Source organism: Marinilactibacillus piezotolerans (genome assembly GCF_900114235.1).
Classification (GTDB): domain Bacteria; phylum Bacillota; class Bacilli; order Lactobacillales; family Carnobacteriaceae_A; genus Marinilactibacillus; species Marinilactibacillus piezotolerans.
In genome coordinates this window covers 1-19588 of the sequence record NZ_FOSJ01000041.1, presented here as the reverse complement: position 1 = coordinate 19588, position 19588 = coordinate 1, and the positions used below count along the sequence as shown (strand labels likewise).

General features: G+C 40.7%; 20 protein-coding genes and 2 pseudogenes. 17 read left to right on the top strand and 5 right to left on the bottom strand.

Features of this window, described 5'->3' with window-relative positions:
• Positions 1–438 precede the first annotated feature (438 nt).
• Entirely contained in the window at positions 439–2736 is a 2298-nt protein-coding gene (locus BM212_RS09300) for a glycoside hydrolase family 65 protein (RefSeq protein WP_091898250.1), read from the top strand.
• Between the two features lie 601 nt (positions 2737–3337).
• Here BM212_RS09300 and BM212_RS09295 read toward each other — a convergent pair.
• Positions 3338–3667 (bottom strand): SDR family oxidoreductase, encoded by a 330-nt coding sequence (locus BM212_RS09295; protein ID WP_091898248.1) that lies wholly within the window; start codon positions 3665–3667, stop codon positions 3338–3340.
• Positions 3668–3684: 17 nt separating this feature from the next.
• Here BM212_RS09295 and BM212_RS09290 point away from each other — a divergent pair, with 17 nt between their 5' ends.
• From BM212_RS09290 to BM212_RS12620, 13 genes and pseudogenes are all read left to right on the top strand, one after another.
• Entirely contained in the window at positions 3685–4026 is a 342-nt protein-coding gene (locus BM212_RS09290) for a hypothetical protein (RefSeq protein ID WP_072696208.1), read from the top strand.
• Between the two features lie 356 nt (positions 4027–4382).
• Entirely contained in the window at positions 4383–5702 is a 1320-nt protein-coding gene (locus BM212_RS09285; protein ID WP_177206414.1) for a peptidoglycan DD-metalloendopeptidase family protein, read from the top strand.
• A gap of 183 nt (positions 5703–5885) precedes the next feature.
• Positions 5886–6422, top strand: a complete 537-nt coding sequence (locus tag BM212_RS09280; protein ID WP_091898244.1) for a hypothetical protein — start codon at positions 5886–5888, stop codon at positions 6420–6422.
• 89 nt (positions 6423–6511) lie between these two features.
• Entirely contained in the window at positions 6512–7357 is an 846-nt protein-coding gene (lgt, locus tag BM212_RS09275; protein WP_072695695.1) for a prolipoprotein diacylglyceryl transferase, read from the top strand.
• A 16-nt stretch (positions 7358–7373) separates the two neighbouring features.
• Positions 7374–7583, top strand: a complete 210-nt coding sequence (locus BM212_RS09270) for an adhesion protein (RefSeq protein WP_072695693.1) — start codon at positions 7374–7376, stop codon at positions 7581–7583.
• A 47-nt stretch (positions 7584–7630) separates the two neighbouring features.
• On the top strand, positions 7631–8224 hold the full coding sequence (locus tag BM212_RS09265) for a TIGR01906 family membrane protein (RefSeq protein WP_091898252.1): 594 nt from the start codon (positions 7631–7633) through the stop codon (positions 8222–8224).
• A gap of 147 nt (positions 8225–8371) precedes the next feature.
• Entirely contained in the window at positions 8372–8503 is a 132-nt protein-coding gene (locus BM212_RS12850) for a glyceraldehyde 3-phosphate dehydrogenase NAD-binding domain-containing protein (protein WP_245750960.1), read from the top strand.
• 165 nt (positions 8504–8668) lie between these two features.
• Positions 8669–8797, top strand: a complete 129-nt coding sequence (locus BM212_RS12925; RefSeq protein ID WP_257786579.1) for a hypothetical protein — start codon at positions 8669–8671, stop codon at positions 8795–8797.
• Positions 8798–8893: 96 nt separating this feature from the next.
• Positions 8894–9256 (top strand): annotated as a pseudogene (locus BM212_RS12845) (hypothetical protein).
• Between the two features lie 276 nt (positions 9257–9532).
• Positions 9533–10069 carry an adenylate kinase family protein gene (locus BM212_RS09255; RefSeq protein ID WP_072695691.1) on the top strand — a complete coding sequence of 179 codons (537 nt, stop codon included), beginning with the start codon at positions 9533–9535 and terminating at the stop codon, positions 10067–10069.
• A 69-nt stretch (positions 10070–10138) separates the two neighbouring features.
• Positions 10139–10837 (top strand): response regulator transcription factor, encoded by a 699-nt coding sequence (locus BM212_RS09250; protein ID WP_072695689.1) that lies wholly within the window; start codon positions 10139–10141, stop codon positions 10835–10837.
• Positions 10838–10874: 37 nt separating this feature from the next.
• Positions 10875–12194, top strand: a complete 1320-nt coding sequence (locus BM212_RS09245; RefSeq protein WP_177206412.1) for a sensor histidine kinase — start codon at positions 10875–10877, stop codon at positions 12192–12194.
• A gap of 181 nt (positions 12195–12375) precedes the next feature.
• Positions 12376–12540: a hypothetical protein gene (locus BM212_RS12620; protein WP_156849256.1), complete on the top strand. Its 165-nt coding sequence runs from the start codon at positions 12376–12378 to the stop codon at positions 12538–12540.
• Positions 12541–13116: 576 nt separating this feature from the next.
• Here the strand turns inward: BM212_RS12620 and tnpC are convergent.
• The 4 genes from tnpC to BM212_RS09220 all read right to left on the bottom strand — a co-directional run bounded on the left by tnpC (position 13117) and on the right by BM212_RS09220 (position 16172).
• Complete coding sequence (gene tnpC, locus BM212_RS09240) at positions 13117–14412, bottom strand: IS66 family transposase (protein ID WP_091898240.1); 1296 nt, start codon at positions 14410–14412, stop codon at positions 13117–13119.
• A 99-nt stretch (positions 14413–14511) separates the two neighbouring features.
• Positions 14512–14871, bottom strand: coding sequence for an IS66 family insertion sequence element accessory protein TnpB (gene tnpB / locus BM212_RS09235; protein ID WP_091898238.1), 360 nt, complete (start codon positions 14869–14871; stop codon positions 14512–14514).
• 284 nt (positions 14872–15155) lie between these two features.
• Positions 15156–15647 carry a DUF305 domain-containing protein gene (locus BM212_RS09225; RefSeq protein WP_091898234.1) on the bottom strand — a complete coding sequence of 164 codons (492 nt, stop codon included), beginning with the start codon at positions 15645–15647 and terminating at the stop codon, positions 15156–15158.
• Positions 15648–16172: an O-acetyl-ADP-ribose deacetylase gene (locus BM212_RS09220; RefSeq protein ID WP_091898232.1), complete on the bottom strand. Its 525-nt coding sequence runs from the start codon at positions 16170–16172 to the stop codon at positions 15648–15650.
• A 523-nt stretch (positions 16173–16695) separates the two neighbouring features.
• Here BM212_RS09220 and BM212_RS09215 point away from each other — a divergent pair.
• From BM212_RS09215 to BM212_RS09205, 3 genes and pseudogenes are all read left to right on the top strand, one after another.
• Positions 16696–17394 (top strand): annotated as a pseudogene (locus BM212_RS09215) (HAD-IC family P-type ATPase); the annotation flags it as partial.
• Between the two features lie 113 nt (positions 17395–17507).
• Complete coding sequence (locus BM212_RS09210; RefSeq protein ID WP_091898228.1) at positions 17508–18509, top strand: type I glyceraldehyde-3-phosphate dehydrogenase; 1002 nt, start codon at positions 17508–17510, stop codon at positions 18507–18509.
• Between the two features lie 471 nt (positions 18510–18980).
• Positions 18981–19588: IS4 family transposase (locus tag BM212_RS09205; RefSeq protein WP_143744932.1), on the top strand; the 608-nt coding region annotated here is incomplete at its 3' end.

The following is a 19588-nucleotide window of genomic DNA, read 5'->3' as shown; positions in this document are numbered from 1 at the left end:
TTGGTTCCTGACATTTCTTACATTCCGTAGGAATATAAGTCAATGTACAGTCTATAAATTTACATTTCTTTTGTTTGTGTATCCCATAAGACACGCAGTTATCTTCGAAAATCATGTTTTTGTCTTGAATATCTAGTACATTTTGCATATCATTTGATGTAGGCAAGTGAGTTCCTCCTATGGATATTTGGTTTTTGTCGACTATTATTCTACAGGAGAACTCACTTGTTTTCTATTTTCTGAGACAAAAAAAGACGCCAGTGATTTCTCACCAACGTCATATATTATAGAACCAGAAAATCGACCCCCCTCTTTTCTTTTACTATGATTGGTTATTAAGTGATCCGATATTCATATGCTTGGTAATAACCAAGACATTTATTCTATAATAAAGATAAGTGTAAAGACCCCAAGCAGTATGTTTGAAAGGAGACCGCTATGAATTCATTGATATCTAAAGATTCGAAATGGGTTTTAACAGAGAAAGGGACAGACCCGGAAACGATCAGACAGAATGAAACGTTGTTCGCCTTGTCGAACGGGCATTTCGGTACACGCGGCAGTTTGGAAGAGGCTGAGCGGACCAGGGAGTACAGTCACAGCGAGGCCACGCTCGTGAACGCCTATTATGACAGTGAGCTGATCGAGTATGGGGAATGGGCCTACGGATATGCTGAGAAGCACCAGACAGTCATCCCGGTCCCGAACGGGAAGAAGCTGGCAATCAAGCTGGACAATGATCTGTTCGATCTGGAAACCGGGAAGACGACGGTCCATAAACGTCAGCTCGACTTGAAGAAGGGGCTGCTCACACGGTCCTTCACCTGGGAGAACTCTCAGGGTCATAAGCTGGATATTAGTATTGAACGGTTCGTCTCCTATGATTACCCAGAGCTTTTGGCGCAAAAAGTCTGGATCACGCCACATGACGATGGGTGTGATCTTCGGATCGTGGCGACTCTAGATGATTTAAAAGAGATGGGAAGCATTTCTGAAGAAGAGAGTAATGATCCGCGGATCAAGGCTCAGAAAGAACGACGCTTCAAGTCCGAACGGTTGGAAGACTTCGAAAATCAGCTGTTGCATATAGAAACTAACAGTACAGGTCTGCACATGATCGTGGGAGAGAAGAATGAGCTATCGGACTCATCCGTTCAGTCCTGTTTTGAAAACGGATCGGAAAGCTGGGAAATAGATACAGTCAAAGGCGAAACGATTACACTTGAGCGTACCGTTGGCTATAGCAACATCTTTAAAGGTGCTTCTATGAAAGAAGAAAAAGCCCAAAAATTATCTACGGTCATGAACGAAGCGTCAGCGATCGGTTTTGAAGGGTTGAAAGAAAAGCATGTGGACCATATGGAAGAATTCTGGGAATCGTCTGATATAGAAATCGAGGGAGACGACGAATTGCAGGTAGGTCTGCGCTTCAATCTTTTCCACTTGTACCAGGCAGCCGGGCGAGACGGAAAGCGGAACATGTCGGCCAAGGGACTGACCGGTGAAGGCTATGAAGGTCATTATTTCTGGGACACTGAAATGTACATGCTCCCATTCTTCCTTTATACCCAGCCGAAAATCGCCAAGCATCTATTGAATTACCGCTATACGATCCTGCATGAAGCACGCAACCGAGCCAGGGAGATGGCCGTAGACAAGGGAGCGCTCTTTGCCTGGCGCACGATCAACGGAAAAGAAGCCAGCCCGTATTATCCTGCCGGGACCGCTCAGATCCATATCAACGGCGATATTGCGCATGCCGTTCACTCGTATGTTAAAGTGACCGGGGACAGACGGTTCGGTATGCATGAAGGCCTTGAGATTCTCGTAGAGACTGCGCGTTTCTATGCTGGCTGGGGCCACTTCGATGAAAAGCGAAACGGTGCTTTTGTTCTAAACGATGTGACCGGACCCGATGAGTATACAGCGATTGTCAATAACAACTATTATACAAACCTCATGGCCAAGCATAACTTCAAGTATGCAGCCGAAATGGTGGAAGCAGTTCTTGAAGCTGGGGATGAAGATGGTTTAGGAGTTCTTGAACGTATCGGATTTGATAAGACGGAACTGGAAAACTGGAAGAGAGCCGCTGACAGGATGTTCCTGCCTTATGATGAGGAACAGGAGCTCACGATGCAGGATGACAGTTTCTTCCATAAAGAAGTGTGGGATATCGAAAACACACCGAAAGACAAGTTCCCGCTGCTGCTCAATTATCACCCGCTGACGATCTACCGTTATCAGGTCAACAAACAGGCGGATACGGTACTTGCCCAATTCCTGTTCTCGGATGAATTTTCACAGGAACAGAAAGCCAGAGACTATGAATACTATGAATCGGTCACGACGCACGATTCATCCTTGTCACGTTCGGTATTCGGGATGATGGCCAGCGATCTAGGAGAGATGGATAAAGCTTACAGCTATTTCATGGATACGGCGCTGATGGACATCACGGATATGCAGAGCAATACGAAAGACGGTGTACATGCGGCAAATATGGGAGGGACGTGGATGAGCATGGTCTACGGTTTTGGAGGCATGCGTCTGTTAAACGATACCCTCCAATTCAGACCGCGACTGCCCAAAGACTGGACACGCGTCACCTTCAAAGTCCAGTTCCGTCACCGTCTGATCAAGGTGGCGATCGGTAAAGAGGATACCGAGTATACCTTGTTAAAAGGCGAACCGCTCGTCATCCGTCATTTTGATGAAGAGAAGCATCTGGATTAAATCGAGTTATGAATAAAGTGCTGACCTCAATCGGTCGGCACTTTTTTATATCGCTTAGTTTCGTTAAAAGGAATAAACCGCTCTTTATATTAAGACCATACTCGCTTCAGCGAGTATGACCATCCTTAGATCTATTCGTGAAAGATTATTTCTATGAGCAGGCTTAAACATGTATAGTTCTGCCTGCTCAGCTAGTCTTGCAGTTGAGCTGGCCATACTTCTGTCATCAAGTGACCGCTCATTGATATGATGCTTTTCAGTGGGTCCTTAAACAGGCAGGTAGTGACCAGTCAGAGGTCTTATAAATTTGAGAAGGCCCTTGATAGCTATTCAAAGGACGACCCGGATTAGATATGGCGTTGAGCAGGCAGTAAAAGTGGCATTTTCTACCCACCCACCAGCTGAGTTCAAATGACCAGTCAAAACAGCGTAAGAGTAAGGCATACTCGAAGCCCATAAGAGGCGCGGTTGTCCGAATTGTTTTCAGTTCTGACTACTCAGAGAATGGAACTCGATCAATAGTCACAACCCATATAATAAAACGCGAATCTTAAAGAAAAAAAGAGAGCCTTCGTTTTCGAAGGCTCTTCATCTCAAGATTTTAAGTCAAGTGATTTTTTATAACGATCTCAGGAACTGTCAAGTTCTTACGGGCTTTCACATTAGCCAGGATGATGTCCGCCACGTCATCGGGATCCATGAGATGCTGGATCTCTTCTTTTGAGTAGATATCATCCCAGAAGCTGGTTTTCATCCCGCCCATGTAAGCTGCCAGGACGTGGATGTCTGTATCGTCTAGTTCTTTGATGATACTTTCAGTGAAGCCGCGGGCGCCGAATTTACTTGCGCAGTACACCGATTCAGAGGCTTTGCCGTCTAGTCCGGCTGTGGAAATGACCTGAATGATCGTGCCTTCGTTTCGTTCTTTCATACGAGGAGATGGGACAAATGAATTTGATCAGTGGAATGCTAGCAGGAGTTTTAGCTTTATCAGGTGGACTGAGTATGTCAGGTTTTGCTGAAGAAGATACGACGAACCAGGAGACCGTTGGTGCAGAGAACAGTATCGATCATCACTATATGTCAGACGTGATGGACGCAGAAGACTCTGAGGATATGGAAACTTTAATGGAAGAGGGAATAATCAACTTCGGCCAAATAAAAATGCATATGAGTGAAATGCATCCTGAGTTAACTAATCAGCAGCTAAGAGAACATTACAAAGAAATGCATGGAACTGGCGGATCCTCTCAAACTAATAATTTCAAAGGTATGGACAGCATGTATTAAAGGTTAAATTAGAAATGAAGCCACAAGCAATACTTAGTGGCTTCTTTATATTTGGTTATATCAGATAACTAATCACGTGCTACTTTTGCATGTACACCACACATATCTTGGATTATGATGATAATAAAGTTATTTTGTAATATAAGTTAAATATGTCATACAAATAAAACATAACTTTGGCAGTGTTTATGCTATACTATTTTTTGACAAAGAAAAAAGTAGAAATCACTTAGCCGTAAAGAAAATATAAAAATGTACTATCAACCTAAACAGATATCAAAGGACAAGGAGCTACATATCGTGAAAAAAAATACATATTAACACTTATAGCGTCAGTAATGCTGGCTGGACCGTTAATGCAGCCGATAGAGGTTGAAGCCTCTCAAAAATTAGAAGAACTGGAAATTCAGCAGCAGGAACTGGAAAGTGAATCACAAAAAGTAGGTAATGAGATCCAGAACCGTGAAGAAAAAATGCAAGCACTTGAAAATGAAAAAATCCAACTGGAAGAAGAGGTTGCAGTACTTCAAGCTGATATTGATGACCTGGTTATTGAAATCAGCGAACAGGAAAAGGAAATTGACCACATTAAAGAAGAAATCGAACAATTGAAAGTTGAAATTGCTCGATTACAAGAACAAATCGATAAGCGTAATGAACAATTAGAATCACAGGCACGTTCAGTTCAGACTAATGCTAATCCTTCTGATATCGTCGATTTATTAATGTCAGCAGAGAGCTTGACTGACTTAGTCGGACGTATCGGGGTCGTAAACAAATTGGTTTCTGCTAACCAGGATATCATGGCAGCTCAGATTGCTGACCAGAAGACACTGGAAGAAACGGAAGCACAAGTAAAACGTGAACAGGAAGAAGTGGAAAATGTAATGGTTCAGCTTGAAGTCAGTCGCAGTAATCTGGTCAATCAGCGTGGAGCCTTGGATGACAAGATCATTCAGATCGCAGCACAGTATGAAATGACAGATAAAGAAAGAGAGTCATTCATCAATGAACAATCGATCATAGCTGAACGGACTAGCACGTTAACTGAAGAAATGAAAGTTGAAAAACAGCGGATATTAGAGGAAGAGCGAGCAAAACAAGAAGCCATACGAGTTGCTGAGGAAAAACGTCAAAAAGCAGCTGAAGTGACAGCTAGAGCGAAAGCAGAAGCAGCTGCAAAAGCCAAGGCAGAGGCAACGGCACAAAAAGAAAAAAATAATAACTCTCAAGTTACAATATCTTCAAATAATGCAAGTTCGACTGAGGCTTCATCGAATGTCGCTCCAACAAGTAATGGATGGACAAGACCCGCTAGAGGGAGAATATCGTCACCCTATGGCTGGCGAACTCATCCGATTTTTGGCGATCGCCGATTCCATACAGGTGTTGATATTGCAGGAAGTGGTCCGATCATAGCTGCCCGTGCCGGTACTGTAACTACAGCCGGGTATAATGGCGCCCTAGGCTATTACGTCAAGGTAGACCACGGTGATGGCTATACATCAGTGTATTCGCATATGCAGCCTAATCTAAGTGTTGCGCGTGGTCAACGAGTGTCACAAGGTCAACAGCTCGGCATCATGGGGACTACTGGAGATTCTACGGGTGTACACCTGGATTTCAAAGTGTATAGGAATGGAGAAACCGTTGATCCGATGAACTATATCAATTAGTAATTTCAAAATTTAGTACGTGTCAGTGTAAAATTATGACGTCAGTGGATGAACAGTCGCTGACGTCTTTTTTTGAACAATTAACCAGTGAATAAACAAAAAAATAATATAAACTGCAATCTCCATTTTTTCTCCATAATTCTTATTTATACTAAAAGTACAGAATAAGAGGAGGTGGAGAAAATGAAAAAAGGAAGAAAATATATCGCAAGTTTATTGGCTATTGGAGGACTGGCTGGAGTTAATCTATATAGCAATGAACAGATCAATGTTTCAGCGCATGGGAATCAGGAGCAGTCACAAAATACGGATCGAAACGAGGATGACGAGACGATGTGGGGACATATGGAAACCATGCATGGAGGCTCTTATCGAAATAGAGAGAACAGCAGTCCAGACGAGGATGACGTTGAAAATAACACTGACCAAAGTGAAGATGATGAAACCGACAGCTGGAATGACTGGCACAATAGAATGTGGGAATTTAGAGATGAAAATATAGATGATAGCTCAGATGATCATGAGTCGTTTTTTGGTGATATGAGAAATCATATGAGAGGATTTAACGACTTCTCCTTTAATGGCATGTTTGACTGGATGGGCGAGATGCACCGTTCATTTAACTTTAATCGAGGGATGATGGATTGGAATGAGCGGGAGTTAGACAATAACGAAGGAAGAGAATTTATGGAGAGATTAAATTTCCTTAATTCCAATTAGTATAGAAAAAGTTAAGTGTGAATACAACAAGGATCGATGACTCATCCTGTTGTATTCGTTTCTTTTAAATAGAATAGGAGAATGTTTATATGATAGAATTGTTCAGTATCGGACATTTTAGTATTTCTTTATTGGGCGTGACCAGTGCCCTGGGTATGATTATTGGATTATTGCTCATTCAAAAAGAAGGAGAACGTAAACGGCTGGATAAAGACAAGCTGATGGATTTAGGCCTGTATACCGTTGTATTTGGGATATTAGGTGCGAGATTGGGATACATAGTATTTTTTGATCCAGTTTATTACATGGAAAATCCGATGGCTGTGTTCAGGATCACTCAGGGTGGCTTATCTATTCAAGGAGCCATTCTGGTTGCCGGATCGTTTGCATTCTGGTTTATGAAAAAGAAGAAAATGGCTGTCTGGAAAACAGCAGATGCAATCGTTCCAGGGGTTATATTAGGTCAGGCGATAGGCCGTGTCGGCTGTGACGTTTTCGGTGTGCCGATGAGCAGAAACTGGCCATGGGGAGTCATGGTAGGTGGCGAACTGCTGCACCCGGCCCAGCTCTATGAAGTAGCGTTAAACTATATATTGTTTCTGATCATATGGAGAAGAAGACAAACAGCCCAATTTGACGGCGAATTATTCTTCATATATGTCATCGGTTTTGCTTTCAACAGATTTATTGTAGAGTTCTTCAGATCAAATCCGCTGGTCATCGGGTCATTGAGTATTGCTCATGTAATAAGTTTGCTGATTATTGTTTTAGGCTTGCTGTTATTAATGTTCATGCGAAACAAGCATAATGATCAAATTGAATATACCAGCGAAGCGGGTACATTGAAAAATGCAATGGTCTATGGAATTATAGCGTTAGGCTTTATTGTATCAGTAGTATTCTATTACGGAATCCATTTTATATACAGTCGATAACAAAGGAGAAGAATGAATGGAAACAATACTATTTATCATTGTTATGATTATTGGTCACTTGCTTATGATGTATTTGATGCCTGGTATGCACGGGGGCCATTCTCACAAAAAAGTTAGTGATGCTGATAATAGCTTATTAGAAAAAGAAATACTAGAAGAAAAAAACAGAAAATTAAAAGAAGAATTACATGAGCTGAAATCTAGAGTTGGACATAAGGAAAGGTGAGGAGCATCGTGTTGAGGCAAAGAGTTATAAAAGCATTAGGATATATCATGCTTTCGCTATTCATTATGTCCGTATCAATAGCTTTTACAATTAATTTCACTCCTTTATTTATAGTTGATATTGATTATTTGAACATCACAGATTATGTAAATGTATCTAAAGAACAAATTATATTAAATTATCGAATCTTAATGGATTACTTGAATATGCCTTGGATAACAGATTTGGCAATGCCTGACTTTCCAAGTTCCGAAAGGGGACTGTTTCATTTCTATGAAGTGAAAAGATTATTCATGTTTAATTACCTTATTCTTGCTGCTGCGGGATCAGGGACGTATTTTTTTATGAGGTATATAAAAAGTAGAAATTTATACAAAAGTTTGCTTATATATTTTAAAAATGGGATTTTTCTATCTTTGACAGTTATAGTGGGTATTCTGATTAGCTTTGATAGCTTATTTCTATTATTTCACCAGTCATTTTTCAACAATGATGCGTGGTTATTCAATCCTACTACAGATCCCATAATTCTGGTTTTACCGGCTGAGTTCTTTATGCATAGTTTTTTGTTAGCTTTTGGATTGGTTGAAATCTTACTGATAACTGGCTACGTTTTGACAAAGAGAAAAAAAGAGAAATAAGTCTATTGTCGAAAAAGAAAGAGGTAGGAAAACAGGTAGGCTTTGAGAAGGAGATTTCTACTAAAATAAATTGAGTAGGAGATAATTGTAAATAACATAATGTTCAAGATAAGATTATAATAACAATAAAATAATGGAGGAATTAAAATGTCTACAAAAATCGCAGTCAATGGATTTGGACGAGTTGGGAGAACAGTACTGAGAAGATTGTTAGATACAGATTCAGATTTGGAAGTTGTGGCTGTTAATGATTTAAGTGATATTGAAAACTTAGATTAACTGATGGAATTTGACACAACATACGGACGTTTAAAGCATGATGTCCAGGTTCGGGAGAATACTTTGGTTATAAATGGGCGTGAAATCAAGTTTTATCAGGAATCAGAAGAAGGGAATTTACTGTAGGAAGATTTAGGGGTCGACATAGTAATAGAAGCGACGGGAGTGAATGCAACGGCTGAAAATTCGCAGGAACACATCAAAGCTGGTGCGAAAAAAGTTATACTTACGACTCCGGCTGATGAGGAAACGAAGATCATTGTTTTTGGAGTTAATGAGGATATCATTACATAAGACAACAAAATCCTTTCTTCCGGTTCGTGCACAACAAATGATTTGGCGCCTGTTGCAAAAGTTCTGAATGATAAAGTTGGAATCGAAACCGGTTATATGACGGCGGTTAAGGCATACACATCTTCGCAGTCATTACACGATAGCCCCAACTCTTCGGTTATGCGTCGGGGTAGAGCGGGAGCCATGAAGGCTATCCCTACTTCTACCGGGGCGGCCAAGGCGGTCGGGTAGGTCATTCCTTCTATAGAAAACAGTGTCGATGGATCAGCAACTCGAGTGCCATTTCCTGATGCTGCAATAGTGGAGTTTTATACTACTCTTAAAAAGAAAGTGATGATTGAAGAAGTGAATAAAGCAATGAACGAAGCCGCCGATTCTTCATTCGAATATTCTGAAAACCGATTGTATCTTCGGACGTTATTGGTACTTCTGCAGGAGGAATATTTGACGCCACGTTAACGGATATTATAAAAAATAAAGATACTCAACTTATTAAAACAGTTTCATGGTATGACATTAAGTATGGTTTTGTTTCCAATCTTGTTCGTTTGATAGAATATGTAGCTGAATTATAGAGAAGCAGACGGAAAAAGAGTTGATGAAAAATATCGGCTCTTTTTAAATCTATTATCATAAAATCCAAAGAGATTTCGGTATTACGGTAAAAAATTAAACTACTGGTGGTTCTATTGCAGGAATATTCAATGTATAATAAGTTTACAAAAGGAGTTCGATATGATTATTATTTTAGTTGGCGCCCCGGGATCGGGTAAAGGGACAGTGGCAGAACGCATTCAAAACAAGTATGAATTTCCCATTGTATCCTCGGGGGAAATATTGCGTAACGAAATGAAACAGGAGACGGCAATTGGAAAACAAGTCTTAAGTTATGTATCTTCAGGGAAATTAGTGCCGGATAGAATAATCACCGCACTTATTAAACAAAAAATAAGCAAACATCAGCATAAATGCTCGGTTGTCTTAGATGGTTATCCTCGCAATTTAAACCAGTCATTAGCTTTGGAGGATATAACCCAGACAAAACAGAGAGTATTCTATCTGGATGTTCCAAAGGATATCTTAAAAGAGCGGCTTATAAATCGTGGAAGAACAGACGACACCGAAAAGGTAATCGAACAGCGTTTTGAAGTTTTCTTAAACGAGACCCGACCGATTTTAGATTACTACAAAAGAAGAGACACATTAGTTAGAATAAGTGGAACATCGTCAGATGAAATCTTTCGAAAAATCGATGCACTTTTATCGAAGTAGAGCAGTGCAGTATAATGTATTGCGGATACATTTCTTTCTGATGAATAGTGGATAAAGGAGACCAGGTGAATGAACATATTAGTTGTTGATGACGAGCAGTCGATTCTGGAAATCGTCCAGGCTTATTTAAATGCTGACGGCCATGATGTTTATATAGCATCTACTGGTGAAAAAGCATTTGAAACATTTTATAATCACAGCATTGACTTTATCATCTTAGATATTATGCTGCCGGATTATACTGGCTGGGAGATTTGCGAGAAAATTAGAGAATCGTCGGATGTACCTATTATCTTGCTGACCGCTAAATCGAATGAATCAGACGTTATCAAGGGACTGAAACTTGGGGCAGATGATTACGTCACGAAGCCTTTTAGTCCTAAAGAACTGCTTGCCAGAATCGTAACAGTAATGAGAAGGATGAAAACAGTCAATAATGAGGATAAACTGACTTTTAATAAAGGTGATCTGGTCATCTTCCCTAATACAATGGAAGTAGTTGCGCATGGAGACAATGTGTTATTAACTCACACAGAATTTGAACTTCTGGAGATCATGGCAAGAGAACCGCGTCACGTCTTTTCTCGTGATCAATTGCTTGAAAAGGTAAAAGGACTGGAAGCCACGGCAATGGACAGAGTGATCGACTCCCATATAAAAAATTTGAGAGCAAAAATCGAGAGAGACCCTAAAATACCGATGTATATTGAAACTGTACACGGCAGCGGTTACCGTTTTGGAGTGAATTATGAAGAGAACCTTATTTAGTCATTTATTCATTTATATTCTAAGTGGAAGTATACTCATGATTTCTTTATTCAGTTTTTTGACCTTTCAACTTACTGAAAACAGATTTGATGATTACTTGAGTGACCGTTTTATAAATGAAAGAGAAACAGTCATCGAAACCATCGAAACAGCATATGACGGTGAAAGTCAGTGGGACCGGGAAATACTTTCTGGCGCTATTCAGGATGCCATGCATTCGCATATGTTTGTGCGGATCGTGGATGCAGACGGTAATGAAATAATCAGTCAGTCCTCCCCGATGGGACAGCATGTGCGGGGCATGCAAATGATTGAAGTGCTGCCTGGGAAAGACTGGTTTGAAGAAGAAGTAGACTTGTTTTCAGGTGAGAATAATATCGGGACAGCATTTATCACTTACCCGGGTTTTCAGGACTATACTTCTGAAGAAGAAGAGTTCATTGAAGATCTGATCCTTTTGATTGCATTGATGGGTCTGCTAACTTTTGTTATTGCCGGGGTTATGGCCTACCTCATATCCAGACGTTTGAGCAGGCCAATTGCAGCGACCAGCGAACGGACACAGCAAATCGCTCAAGGACGGGATATTGGAGAAGCTGAAACCAAAGATGAAAAAATCAGCGAGCTCTTCCAGCTGCAGCAGAGCGTCAATGTTCTAGCCGCTCGGTTAGCCGAGCAGAAAAGAATTCGGAATCAGATGGTTTCGGATCTGGCTCATGAGGTGAGAACGCCTTTGACTACGCTGCAGGGGAATGTTGAGGCCATGCTGGACGGTGTCTGGGAGGTCACGCCTGAACGGCTAAATAGCCTGAATCGTCAGGTCATACGTCTCGCTCATTTAGTCCAGCTGATTGATCAGCTGGACGATACAGAAAACACAAATAAGCAATTGAATCTCGAAACGTTTGATATCAAAGAACTGCTATCTAATATCTCCATCTCATTTGAACCGCAGGTTAATGAAAAGCAGGTGACTCTAAATCTAAAAGCACAGTCGGAAATGATTGAAGCGGATAGAAATAAGCTGGAACAGGTGATAACAAATCTATTAGCCAATGCAGTTAAATTCACACCCGAAGATGGGGAAATCAGTTTAATATCCAAACGCATCAAGAATGAAATTATAATAATGATTCAGGATAACGGGAAGGGGATACCAGAAGATAAGTTAGACTACATTTTTGAGCGCTTTTATCAAGTAGAACCTTCACGGAACAGTAAACTGCAGGGTCAAGGAATCGGTCTGGCAGTTGTAAAAAGCATTATAGATGCACATCAAGGGGATATTAGAGTTGAGAGTGATGAAGGAAGAGGAACTACCTTTACGGTCGTCCTTCCCGAAAGTCAGAAAATATAAAAAGATTGAACTGATATAGAAAAAGGAAGTAGTTTAAAAAACAAACAGTTCTAGGACAAAGTATACTGTTTATACTGATGGGATGTACAGGTAATACGAATCTAACGGGTTCAAAAGTTAAGATAGATATATTAGAAAAAGACGGTAATGAAGTTATTCTGGATGTGGAACAGGACAAGGCATGCCGGAAGCGGTTGTAGTAATAGAAGAAGTTTATACTATAACGGTTGACGCCGTCGACTGTACATCAAATACTGATGTTGGAAGAGTAACTAATCTTATGCTGGTCATAGAAGTCGAACTAAAAACACCTAAGGATCGAGATCTAACGATCATCGTACAATAGTTGTTGGAATAAAAAGAACTCAATGAGTGCTGATTTCCGGCGTATTAATTTATGTATCTATCTAACTTGTAAAGTAACTATTTAAAGTTGCCAGGATAATAAATTTCTATCTTACCTCTTAAGTATGCAATACCGCATTTTATTGCAAACAGTTCGATAATCAACTAGTAGTTGAGAAGGAGCTATTGTGAAGGTATCTGTTTACTCAAGGCACGTAATGTTCGAGTGTGCTGATAAAACCACTGTAGGGATCTTCAACTAATTTTTTCATCGTAGCTATCTTTGAATAATCCATAGATTTATTCTACCTTCTTTATCATCGATTTTTCAAACGATATCCAGGACGCTACCCTCAACGACAATGATAATTGAACCTGACAGTTCATACTTTCTGTAATATTTAAAACGATCCGGAGGGCGACGTGATGTAAACGTTGCCCTCCGGATCGTTTTTCATTTTTTTTAAAGATGAGAAGTCTTTATTACAAAGTAAGCGATGAATAGCTGAGTACCTACAAATAAAAATCGGACACCTCTATAATGAGAAATGTCCGAAGAGTATAATATACTGAATGTCTAGCGACATTCCACCTGTACCTTTGGATTCCATGGCAAATAAGCCTCCAAGGGTGTATTTTGTCGATTTGGAAGGTAAGTTAAGAGGTAGTCCAGATATTTTCGTGGATGTAATCCGTTGGATTTGGCCGTCTCGACGAGGCTCAAAATAGTCGCAGCGGCATGAGCACCCTCAAAAGATTTTGAAAACAGCCAGTTCTTTCTGCCCATAACGAGTGACTTGATGCCACGTTCGGCTAGATTGTTGGATAGCACGAGACGGGCGTCATAGAACTTCCGTCTGATATGCGCCAGACAGGCAATCATCGTCATCCCTGGAAGATTGTTGTACCCGGAGAATCCATCACTATGTAGATAGCCAGTGTACTCCTCTAAGAAATCTCTAGGGACAGAGCCACTGCGTGATGGACCAAGCTTGTAGATATGTATGGCACGTTCGCTGTATTTGCCGGTACTGAATAACCACATATAGGACTTTTGTCGGTCTTTGTCATTCAGTACTTTGAATGTCGTTTCGTCGGCGTGTAGAACCTTCTGGTTCAACAGTTCTTGTCGCATTACAGCCACCAGCGCTTCGAAATAATACTGGGACGTTTTAATGTGCCAATTCGCAATGGTATGCCGAGGGATCGGATAGCCAAGCAGATTCCAAAAAGCCTCTTGGCGATAGCCCGGGACTTTTTGCTCGAATTTTTGATACATGGTTTCCGCTATCGATGACGCAGAAGCGACTGTGTTATTTAAAGGAAGTCTGGGGATTTCAGATTTCGCAAACGGCGTGCGCGTTCCGCTTTTCTCACAGTTCGCGCAGGCATATGTTTTCTGGAAATGTCTGTGGTTTTCAACTCTCGCCGGGATAAATTTAACTTCCTGACGAATAAGTTGCGTGCTGATTTCTTTCATTGCTTCCTTGCATGTTGGACACGTACAAGATTCAAGTTCATGAATGTGGTCAACAGTAGGAAGAGATGACAACTGCTGGTCTTTTAATCCTTTACGTTTCTTGCGGCGACGTTCTGTTGTAATAATGACTTCATCTTCGTCGCTTTGGTCACCAGTCTGCTCTGGTTCGCTAAAAAGGCGATCGTTGAAGAGGTTGCCCTGGTTAGGATCATCCTTCAATGTTTCCTTCTTTGAGCCGTACAATTTCTGAGTTAAAAATTCGATTTGTTCTTTCTGTAAGGAAAGCTCATCATCTTTCTGAGCGAGTAGGGTCTTCAGTTGTTTGTTTTCTTCTAACAGCTGATCTAACTTTTCAATAATCACTTCAAACTGTTTTTCACTCTTGATAGACATGTCTGCTACTCCTCACATAAATAATACTTAAATTTTACACTAATCAGGAAAAGAAAACGAGAGAGCCATTGATTTTTTCATCAATTTCTCTCTCATTTCTTAGGCTATACTTCCTTTAACCGCAGGTTTTATGGAGACTTTTTGATTAACAGATAATCCTTCAAGCAGCCAACGCAGCTGTTGCGCACTTAACTTTTGAATCTCGTTCTGGTTACGCGGCCAATTCAATTTCCCATTCTCTAAACGCTTGTATAAGAGAAGGGAGCCGTCGCCTTCCCAATAAAGTGCTTTGAACCGATCTTTCTTTCCACCACAGAAGAGAAAGAGGGCCTCATGATAAACATCCATATCATATTCTTCTGTAATCGTCGCAGCTAATCCGTCAATTTGACGGCGCATATCCGTCTTTCCACACACAATAAAAATATTCTCTACTTGGGTAAAATCAACGAGTTTCATTGAATGACATCTCCGCGAGGAGAACTCTCAATGTCGAGGGTTTGATCCCCTCGTATATAAGTAGTTCTGTCTGACTATTTTTTAAATGTGCCACCATCTTCTGTGAAAGGACCTTCGAAATGTGTTGGCGATCAGTTTGATCGTCATGCAGGGTTACCGGTATGATAGACTGTTCATTCTTTTCCAAAATAAAACCTCCTGTGTACTTAAGATATCTCAAGTTTAACAGGAGGCCGCGAGGACTCACAGGTACCTAGCTATTCATCGCTTACAATACAAATATCTCAATTTCCTCTTAATTCATCTAAAGGTTGCAGTTCTTCCTCGTCTCCGTCTTCCAGCTCTTCGATATACTGATTCATTATAGCGATTTCTTCTTCCTGTGCCTTGATGATCTCGTCGGCTAGTTTTCTAACTTCCGGATTGGTGATTTCTGCCCGTTCACTTGTAAGGATGGCGATGGAGTGGTGCGGGATCATCGCTTTCATCCATGAAACCTGGTCCACGAGTGCCTGACTTCTTACCAGATACAAATTTGCGCCGAAAACGACCGCGGCACCTGCCAGGATCATTGCATTCACCTTTTTATTGTCGTGCATATGCCACATGAAGAGCAACATGATGATCGCCATGACCGAGCCCATGATCAGCGTCATATAAAGACGTGTCTCGCTGTACGTGAAATGTTCGATCTCAAGAATATTGAAGTACATTAAAAAGTACATGATGACGGTTGAAGTCAATATCATAACTCCAAAGCGTATATAATTTTTCATTTAGTCATTTTCCTCTCTGTGTATTTTTTTTAATTTATCACTTAATACCGATTCTGTCTTATCATCAAAGGCAACGAAGAGGACATTATCAATCGTGTCATCGTCCTTTGTTAGTTCATAAACCGTACGGATGGCGATCTCACTGGCTTCTTCAAGCGGGTAGCCGTAAATGCCGGTACTAATGGCCGGAAAAGCGATGGAACTTATGCCTTTTTCCTTAGCGATTTCGATGCTGTTCCGGTAGCAATTTTCCAATTCTTCTGCTTCGCCGTGTTTACCATCCCGATAAACCGGGCCCACCGCATGGATGACGTAATCAGCTGGCAGATCGAAGCCTTCGGTCAGTTTGGCTTCACCGGTCTCTGCACCACCCAGCTTTCTGCATGCCTCTTTCAACTCCGGTCCGGCCGCGCGGTGGATGGCTCCGTCAACACCTCCACCACCCAATAATGATTTATTAGCGGCGTTGACGATCGCGTCGACTTCCAACTCTGTGATGTCGCCTCTATGCACGTTCCACTTCATAGACGTCCTCCTTTAGATAAATATGATAACTCGGTCTGCTCCATGATCGTCAGCTGGTCTCCCATTCAAATTTTGGGTCCGGTTAATGCCCGCTGAAAACGATCACGCCTGTTTCTTTGTGACCCTCTATCAATATAGTATACCTCAGGTTAATTTTAGGCAAATAAAAAGCTTAGTCCACATAGCTACGTGTAGAAAGCCGGGAATCGGCATTCACACTATACTATAGGACTAAGCTATATTAACTGTTATTCGTTTTCTGTGATGTTGTCTGTGGTGTCGATTTTCTTGCCAAAGATATAAATGACAGCAACGACGGCTATCAAGGCTGCGGAAGCCCGAAAAGTCCGGCCAAAGCAGAGGGTGAGCTCAGTTGATTGGATTCTTTTTTCATTGTAACTCTCCGTTCTATTTATTTTATTAAAAATACAAAAGTCAAATTTTATTTCCACTTTTAATGATGTATACAGTTTATCGCAAAGGCAAGACGCGCATTCAGGTTTGCATAGAAGTTCGAAAAAAAGGTGCTAGGGTAGAAGGTCATGCTAATAATCGTAAATATAAGTTGATTAGTCAGAAAGCATTTGGCGACGAAATAGCGATCGATATTCCAAAAGGGGCAACATTAAGTGTGTTGGTTGAGGATGGTGAAGCTATTGGTACGGTAGCCTTAGGTGATGAATTGAAAGGAAAAAGTAAAGAATTGATTCAGGTATTGAAGAATAACAATATTAAACCTATCATGGCTACCGGAGACAATGAAAAGGTTGCTCAGGGAGTGGCCGAAATTTTAGGTATTGAATATAGAGCCAACCAGTCTCCACAAGACAAATACGATTTAGTTACATCACTGAAAAATCAGGGAAAAACAGTAATAATGGTTGGTGACGGTGTTAATGACGCTCCATCACTTGCTATGGCAGATGTCGGTGTAGCCATTGGAGCAGGAACCCAGGTAGCTATAGATTCTGCAGATGTAATTTTAACTCAATCCTATCCCGGAGATATTGAAGCATTTATAGAACTGGCAACTAAGACAACAAGTAAAATGAAACAAAATCTTATTTGGGGTGCGGGTTACAATATCTTTGCTATTCCGATAGCGGCAGGTATACTGGCACCGATAAGTATCACAATCACACCTGCGGTAGCAGCAATATTAATGTCAATGTCTACAGTTATCGTGGCCGTTAATGCAATGACATTAAAACTAAACAACTAGTTACCTTAGAGTAATTAAACGAAGGCGATATATCGATAGTTCATTTATTCGACCATTTTAATGAAAGCAATTAATACAGGTTTCAAATCAATCCAAAGGAGGCTATTTTAGTAATGACAGTAAAAGTAGCAATTAACGGGTTTGGCCGTGTTGGCAGACTTGCTTATCGTCGTATTCAAGAGTTAAACAGTACAGAGTTAGAGGTGACTGCAATCAACGATTTAGTTAGTAAGCAGGAGTTGGCTTATCTGCTGAAATATGATACAGCACAGGGACCTCTGCCATATACTGTAGAAACTGATGGAGACTCTATATTTATCGATGGTAAAGAGGTCCAGACATTTGCAGAAACCGATGCCAGCAAATTGCCATGGGGACAGTTGGATATAGATGTTGTATTGGAATGTACTGGTTCTTATACGTCTGCAGATAAATCCCGGACCCATTTGGAAGCCGGAGCTAAAAAGGTAATGATTTCTGCTCCACCTAAAGATGAAGTTACTAAAATTGGGGTATATGGAGTTAATGAGAGTACTCTGACTAAGGATGATAGAATCGTTTCTGCTGCTTCTTGTACAACAAATGCGCTAGCTTTGATGACAAAAATTTTAGTGGATGAGTTCGGTATTCAAAGAGGATTAATAACCGGTTCGCGTGCATACACGGCATCGCAATCTCTTCAAGATGCCCCTGGAGGTAGAAAGAAACGAGCAGGCGCACAAAATATTATTCCCACAACAACTGGTGCATCGAGCGCAGTAGGCAAGGTTATTCCAGAGGTGGATGGAATCATAACAGGGACTTCAACGCGTGTTCCTGTTATTACTGCAGGCTTTGTAGAACTTTATTCAGTACTCGGCCGGCAGGTTACAGTGGATGAAATAAACAGAGTAATGAAAGGTGCTGAAAGTGATTTTTATGGCTACACCGAGGATGAAGTAGTGTCTTCTGATATCATTGGTGATACTCACGGTTCGATCTTTGATGGAACATTGACCGAGGTAATGGATGCAAATGATGGGCAGCTTGTAAAAACTGTTGCCTGGTACGATAATGAATATGGTTTTGTTTCAAATATGATTCGACTTTTGGAGTATTTCTCACATCTGGGTTGATTCAGTAAGCGAAGGGTTCAAAACCTCATACCAGATAGGAAATGTAAAAAATGAAAACATGGATATCTATTAAAGGAACAGCGTATGCTGTCTGTTCAGAAGAGATTGAGACGGAAATTCGAAATGCAAATACGGTGGAGAATCTATTTAATGGTTTATACTACTAGGGTTACATTAAAAAATTAAAAAAGTTAACTCTTTCAACATATAAAACATATAAAACTTTATGATTACTTCTCAAACTATAACAGGATAGAAAAACCTTTTTATTCTATAATGATCTCAAGAAACTCTAGTACGACTTTTTAATGGGTTATGCCGAACCTCAACATAAAAATCGATGATCGTCTTATCTTTTGCAGTAAGCCAAATACATCAGTGAATGTGGAAATGAAATTACAGTAGTTTGTAAGACGGACTGTTTCCTAGTTTATAGATGGAGGTTTTCATCATGGAAGGGATGATTAAAACATGTCGTGGTATCGATGTACATCAGAAATCCATCGTCTGTTTTATTCTGGACGTTCCCTTCATGATCACTTGAACGTCTTTATTAATGAGAAACGGGCGACCTATGTTTTTGATCGCGGGTATCTGGATTTCACTCAGTTTGATCAAATGAACTGGGAGGGCTACTTTTTCGTCTCCCGCATTAAAAAGAATACAGCCGTTCATGTTCAAGCGCACTTGGAAGTGTCTCATGAATCAGGGATTATCAGTGACCAATTGGTTCAGCTGGGCAAATCGACCTACCTGACGGGGTTGTTTCGTTTAATAACGATTGAACGTAAGCATCGATTGCATCTGCGTATCCTGACGAACCGAATGGATCTTTCAGCAGAGGACATCGGAAAAATGTATCAATCAAGATGGCAGATCGAGTTGTTTTTCAAGCATATCAAACAACATTTGACCATTAAAACGTACTATTCACAGTCTGAACAAGGTGTAGAGAATCAGGTGATTCTTGCGATGATAGTCTACTTATTGACGTTACTGATGAAACTTGAATTAAGGTTGAAATCAAGCCTCTTCACAATTTTGAGACAAATCAGAGCGTTACAGTATGAACCGTTTGA

What these genes read in the sequence shown, in the direction of transcription:
- BM212_RS09300 (WP_091898250.1), top strand. Translation starts at nt 439, where the DNA reads ATGAATTCATTGATATCTAAAGATTCGAAATGGGTTTTAACAGAGAAA.
- BM212_RS09285 (WP_177206414.1), top strand. Translation starts at nt 4,383, where the DNA reads ATGCAGCCGATAGAGGTTGAAGCCTCTCAAAAATTAGAAGAACTGGAA.
- BM212_RS12620 (WP_156849256.1), top strand. Translation starts at nt 12,376, where the DNA reads ATGCCGGAAGCGGTTGTAGTAATAGAAGAAGTTTATACTATAACGGTT.
- BM212_RS09290 (WP_072696208.1), top strand. Translation starts at nt 3,685, where the DNA reads ATGAATTTGATCAGTGGAATGCTAGCAGGAGTTTTAGCTTTATCAGGT.
- BM212_RS09295 (WP_091898248.1), bottom strand. Translation starts at nt 3,667, where the DNA reads ATGAAAGAACGAAACGAAGGCACGATCATTCAGGTCATTTCCACAGCC.
- BM212_RS09210 (WP_091898228.1), top strand. Translation starts at nt 17,508, where the DNA reads ATGACAGTAAAAGTAGCAATTAACGGGTTTGGCCGTGTTGGCAGACTT.
- tnpC (WP_091898240.1), bottom strand. Translation starts at nt 14,412, where the DNA reads ATGTCTATCAAGAGTGAAAAACAGTTTGAAGTGATTATTGAAAAGTTA.
- BM212_RS09220 (WP_091898232.1), bottom strand. Translation starts at nt 16,172, where the DNA reads ATGAAGTGGAACGTGCATAGAGGCGACATCACAGAGTTGGAAGTCGAC.
- BM212_RS12850 (WP_245750960.1), top strand. Translation starts at nt 8,372, where the DNA reads ATGTCTACAAAAATCGCAGTCAATGGATTTGGACGAGTTGGGAGAACA.
- tnpB (WP_091898238.1), bottom strand. Translation starts at nt 14,871, where the DNA reads ATGAAACTCGTTGATTTTACCCAAGTAGAGAATATTTTTATTGTGTGT.
- lgt (WP_072695695.1), top strand. Translation starts at nt 6,512, where the DNA reads ATGATAGAATTGTTCAGTATCGGACATTTTAGTATTTCTTTATTGGGC.
- BM212_RS09255 (WP_072695691.1), top strand. Translation starts at nt 9,533, where the DNA reads ATGATTATTATTTTAGTTGGCGCCCCGGGATCGGGTAAAGGGACAGTG.
- BM212_RS09250 (WP_072695689.1), top strand. Translation starts at nt 10,139, where the DNA reads ATGAACATATTAGTTGTTGATGACGAGCAGTCGATTCTGGAAATCGTC.
- BM212_RS09245 (WP_177206412.1), top strand. Translation starts at nt 10,875, where the DNA reads ATGATTTCTTTATTCAGTTTTTTGACCTTTCAACTTACTGAAAACAGA.
- BM212_RS09225 (WP_091898234.1), bottom strand. Translation starts at nt 15,647, where the DNA reads ATGAAAAATTATATACGCTTTGGAGTTATGATATTGACTTCAACCGTC.
- BM212_RS09265 (WP_091898252.1), top strand. Translation starts at nt 7,631, where the DNA reads ATGCTTTCGCTATTCATTATGTCCGTATCAATAGCTTTTACAATTAAT.
- BM212_RS09270 (WP_072695693.1), top strand. Translation starts at nt 7,374, where the DNA reads ATGGAAACAATACTATTTATCATTGTTATGATTATTGGTCACTTGCTT.
- BM212_RS09280 (WP_091898244.1), top strand. Translation starts at nt 5,886, where the DNA reads ATGAAAAAAGGAAGAAAATATATCGCAAGTTTATTGGCTATTGGAGGA.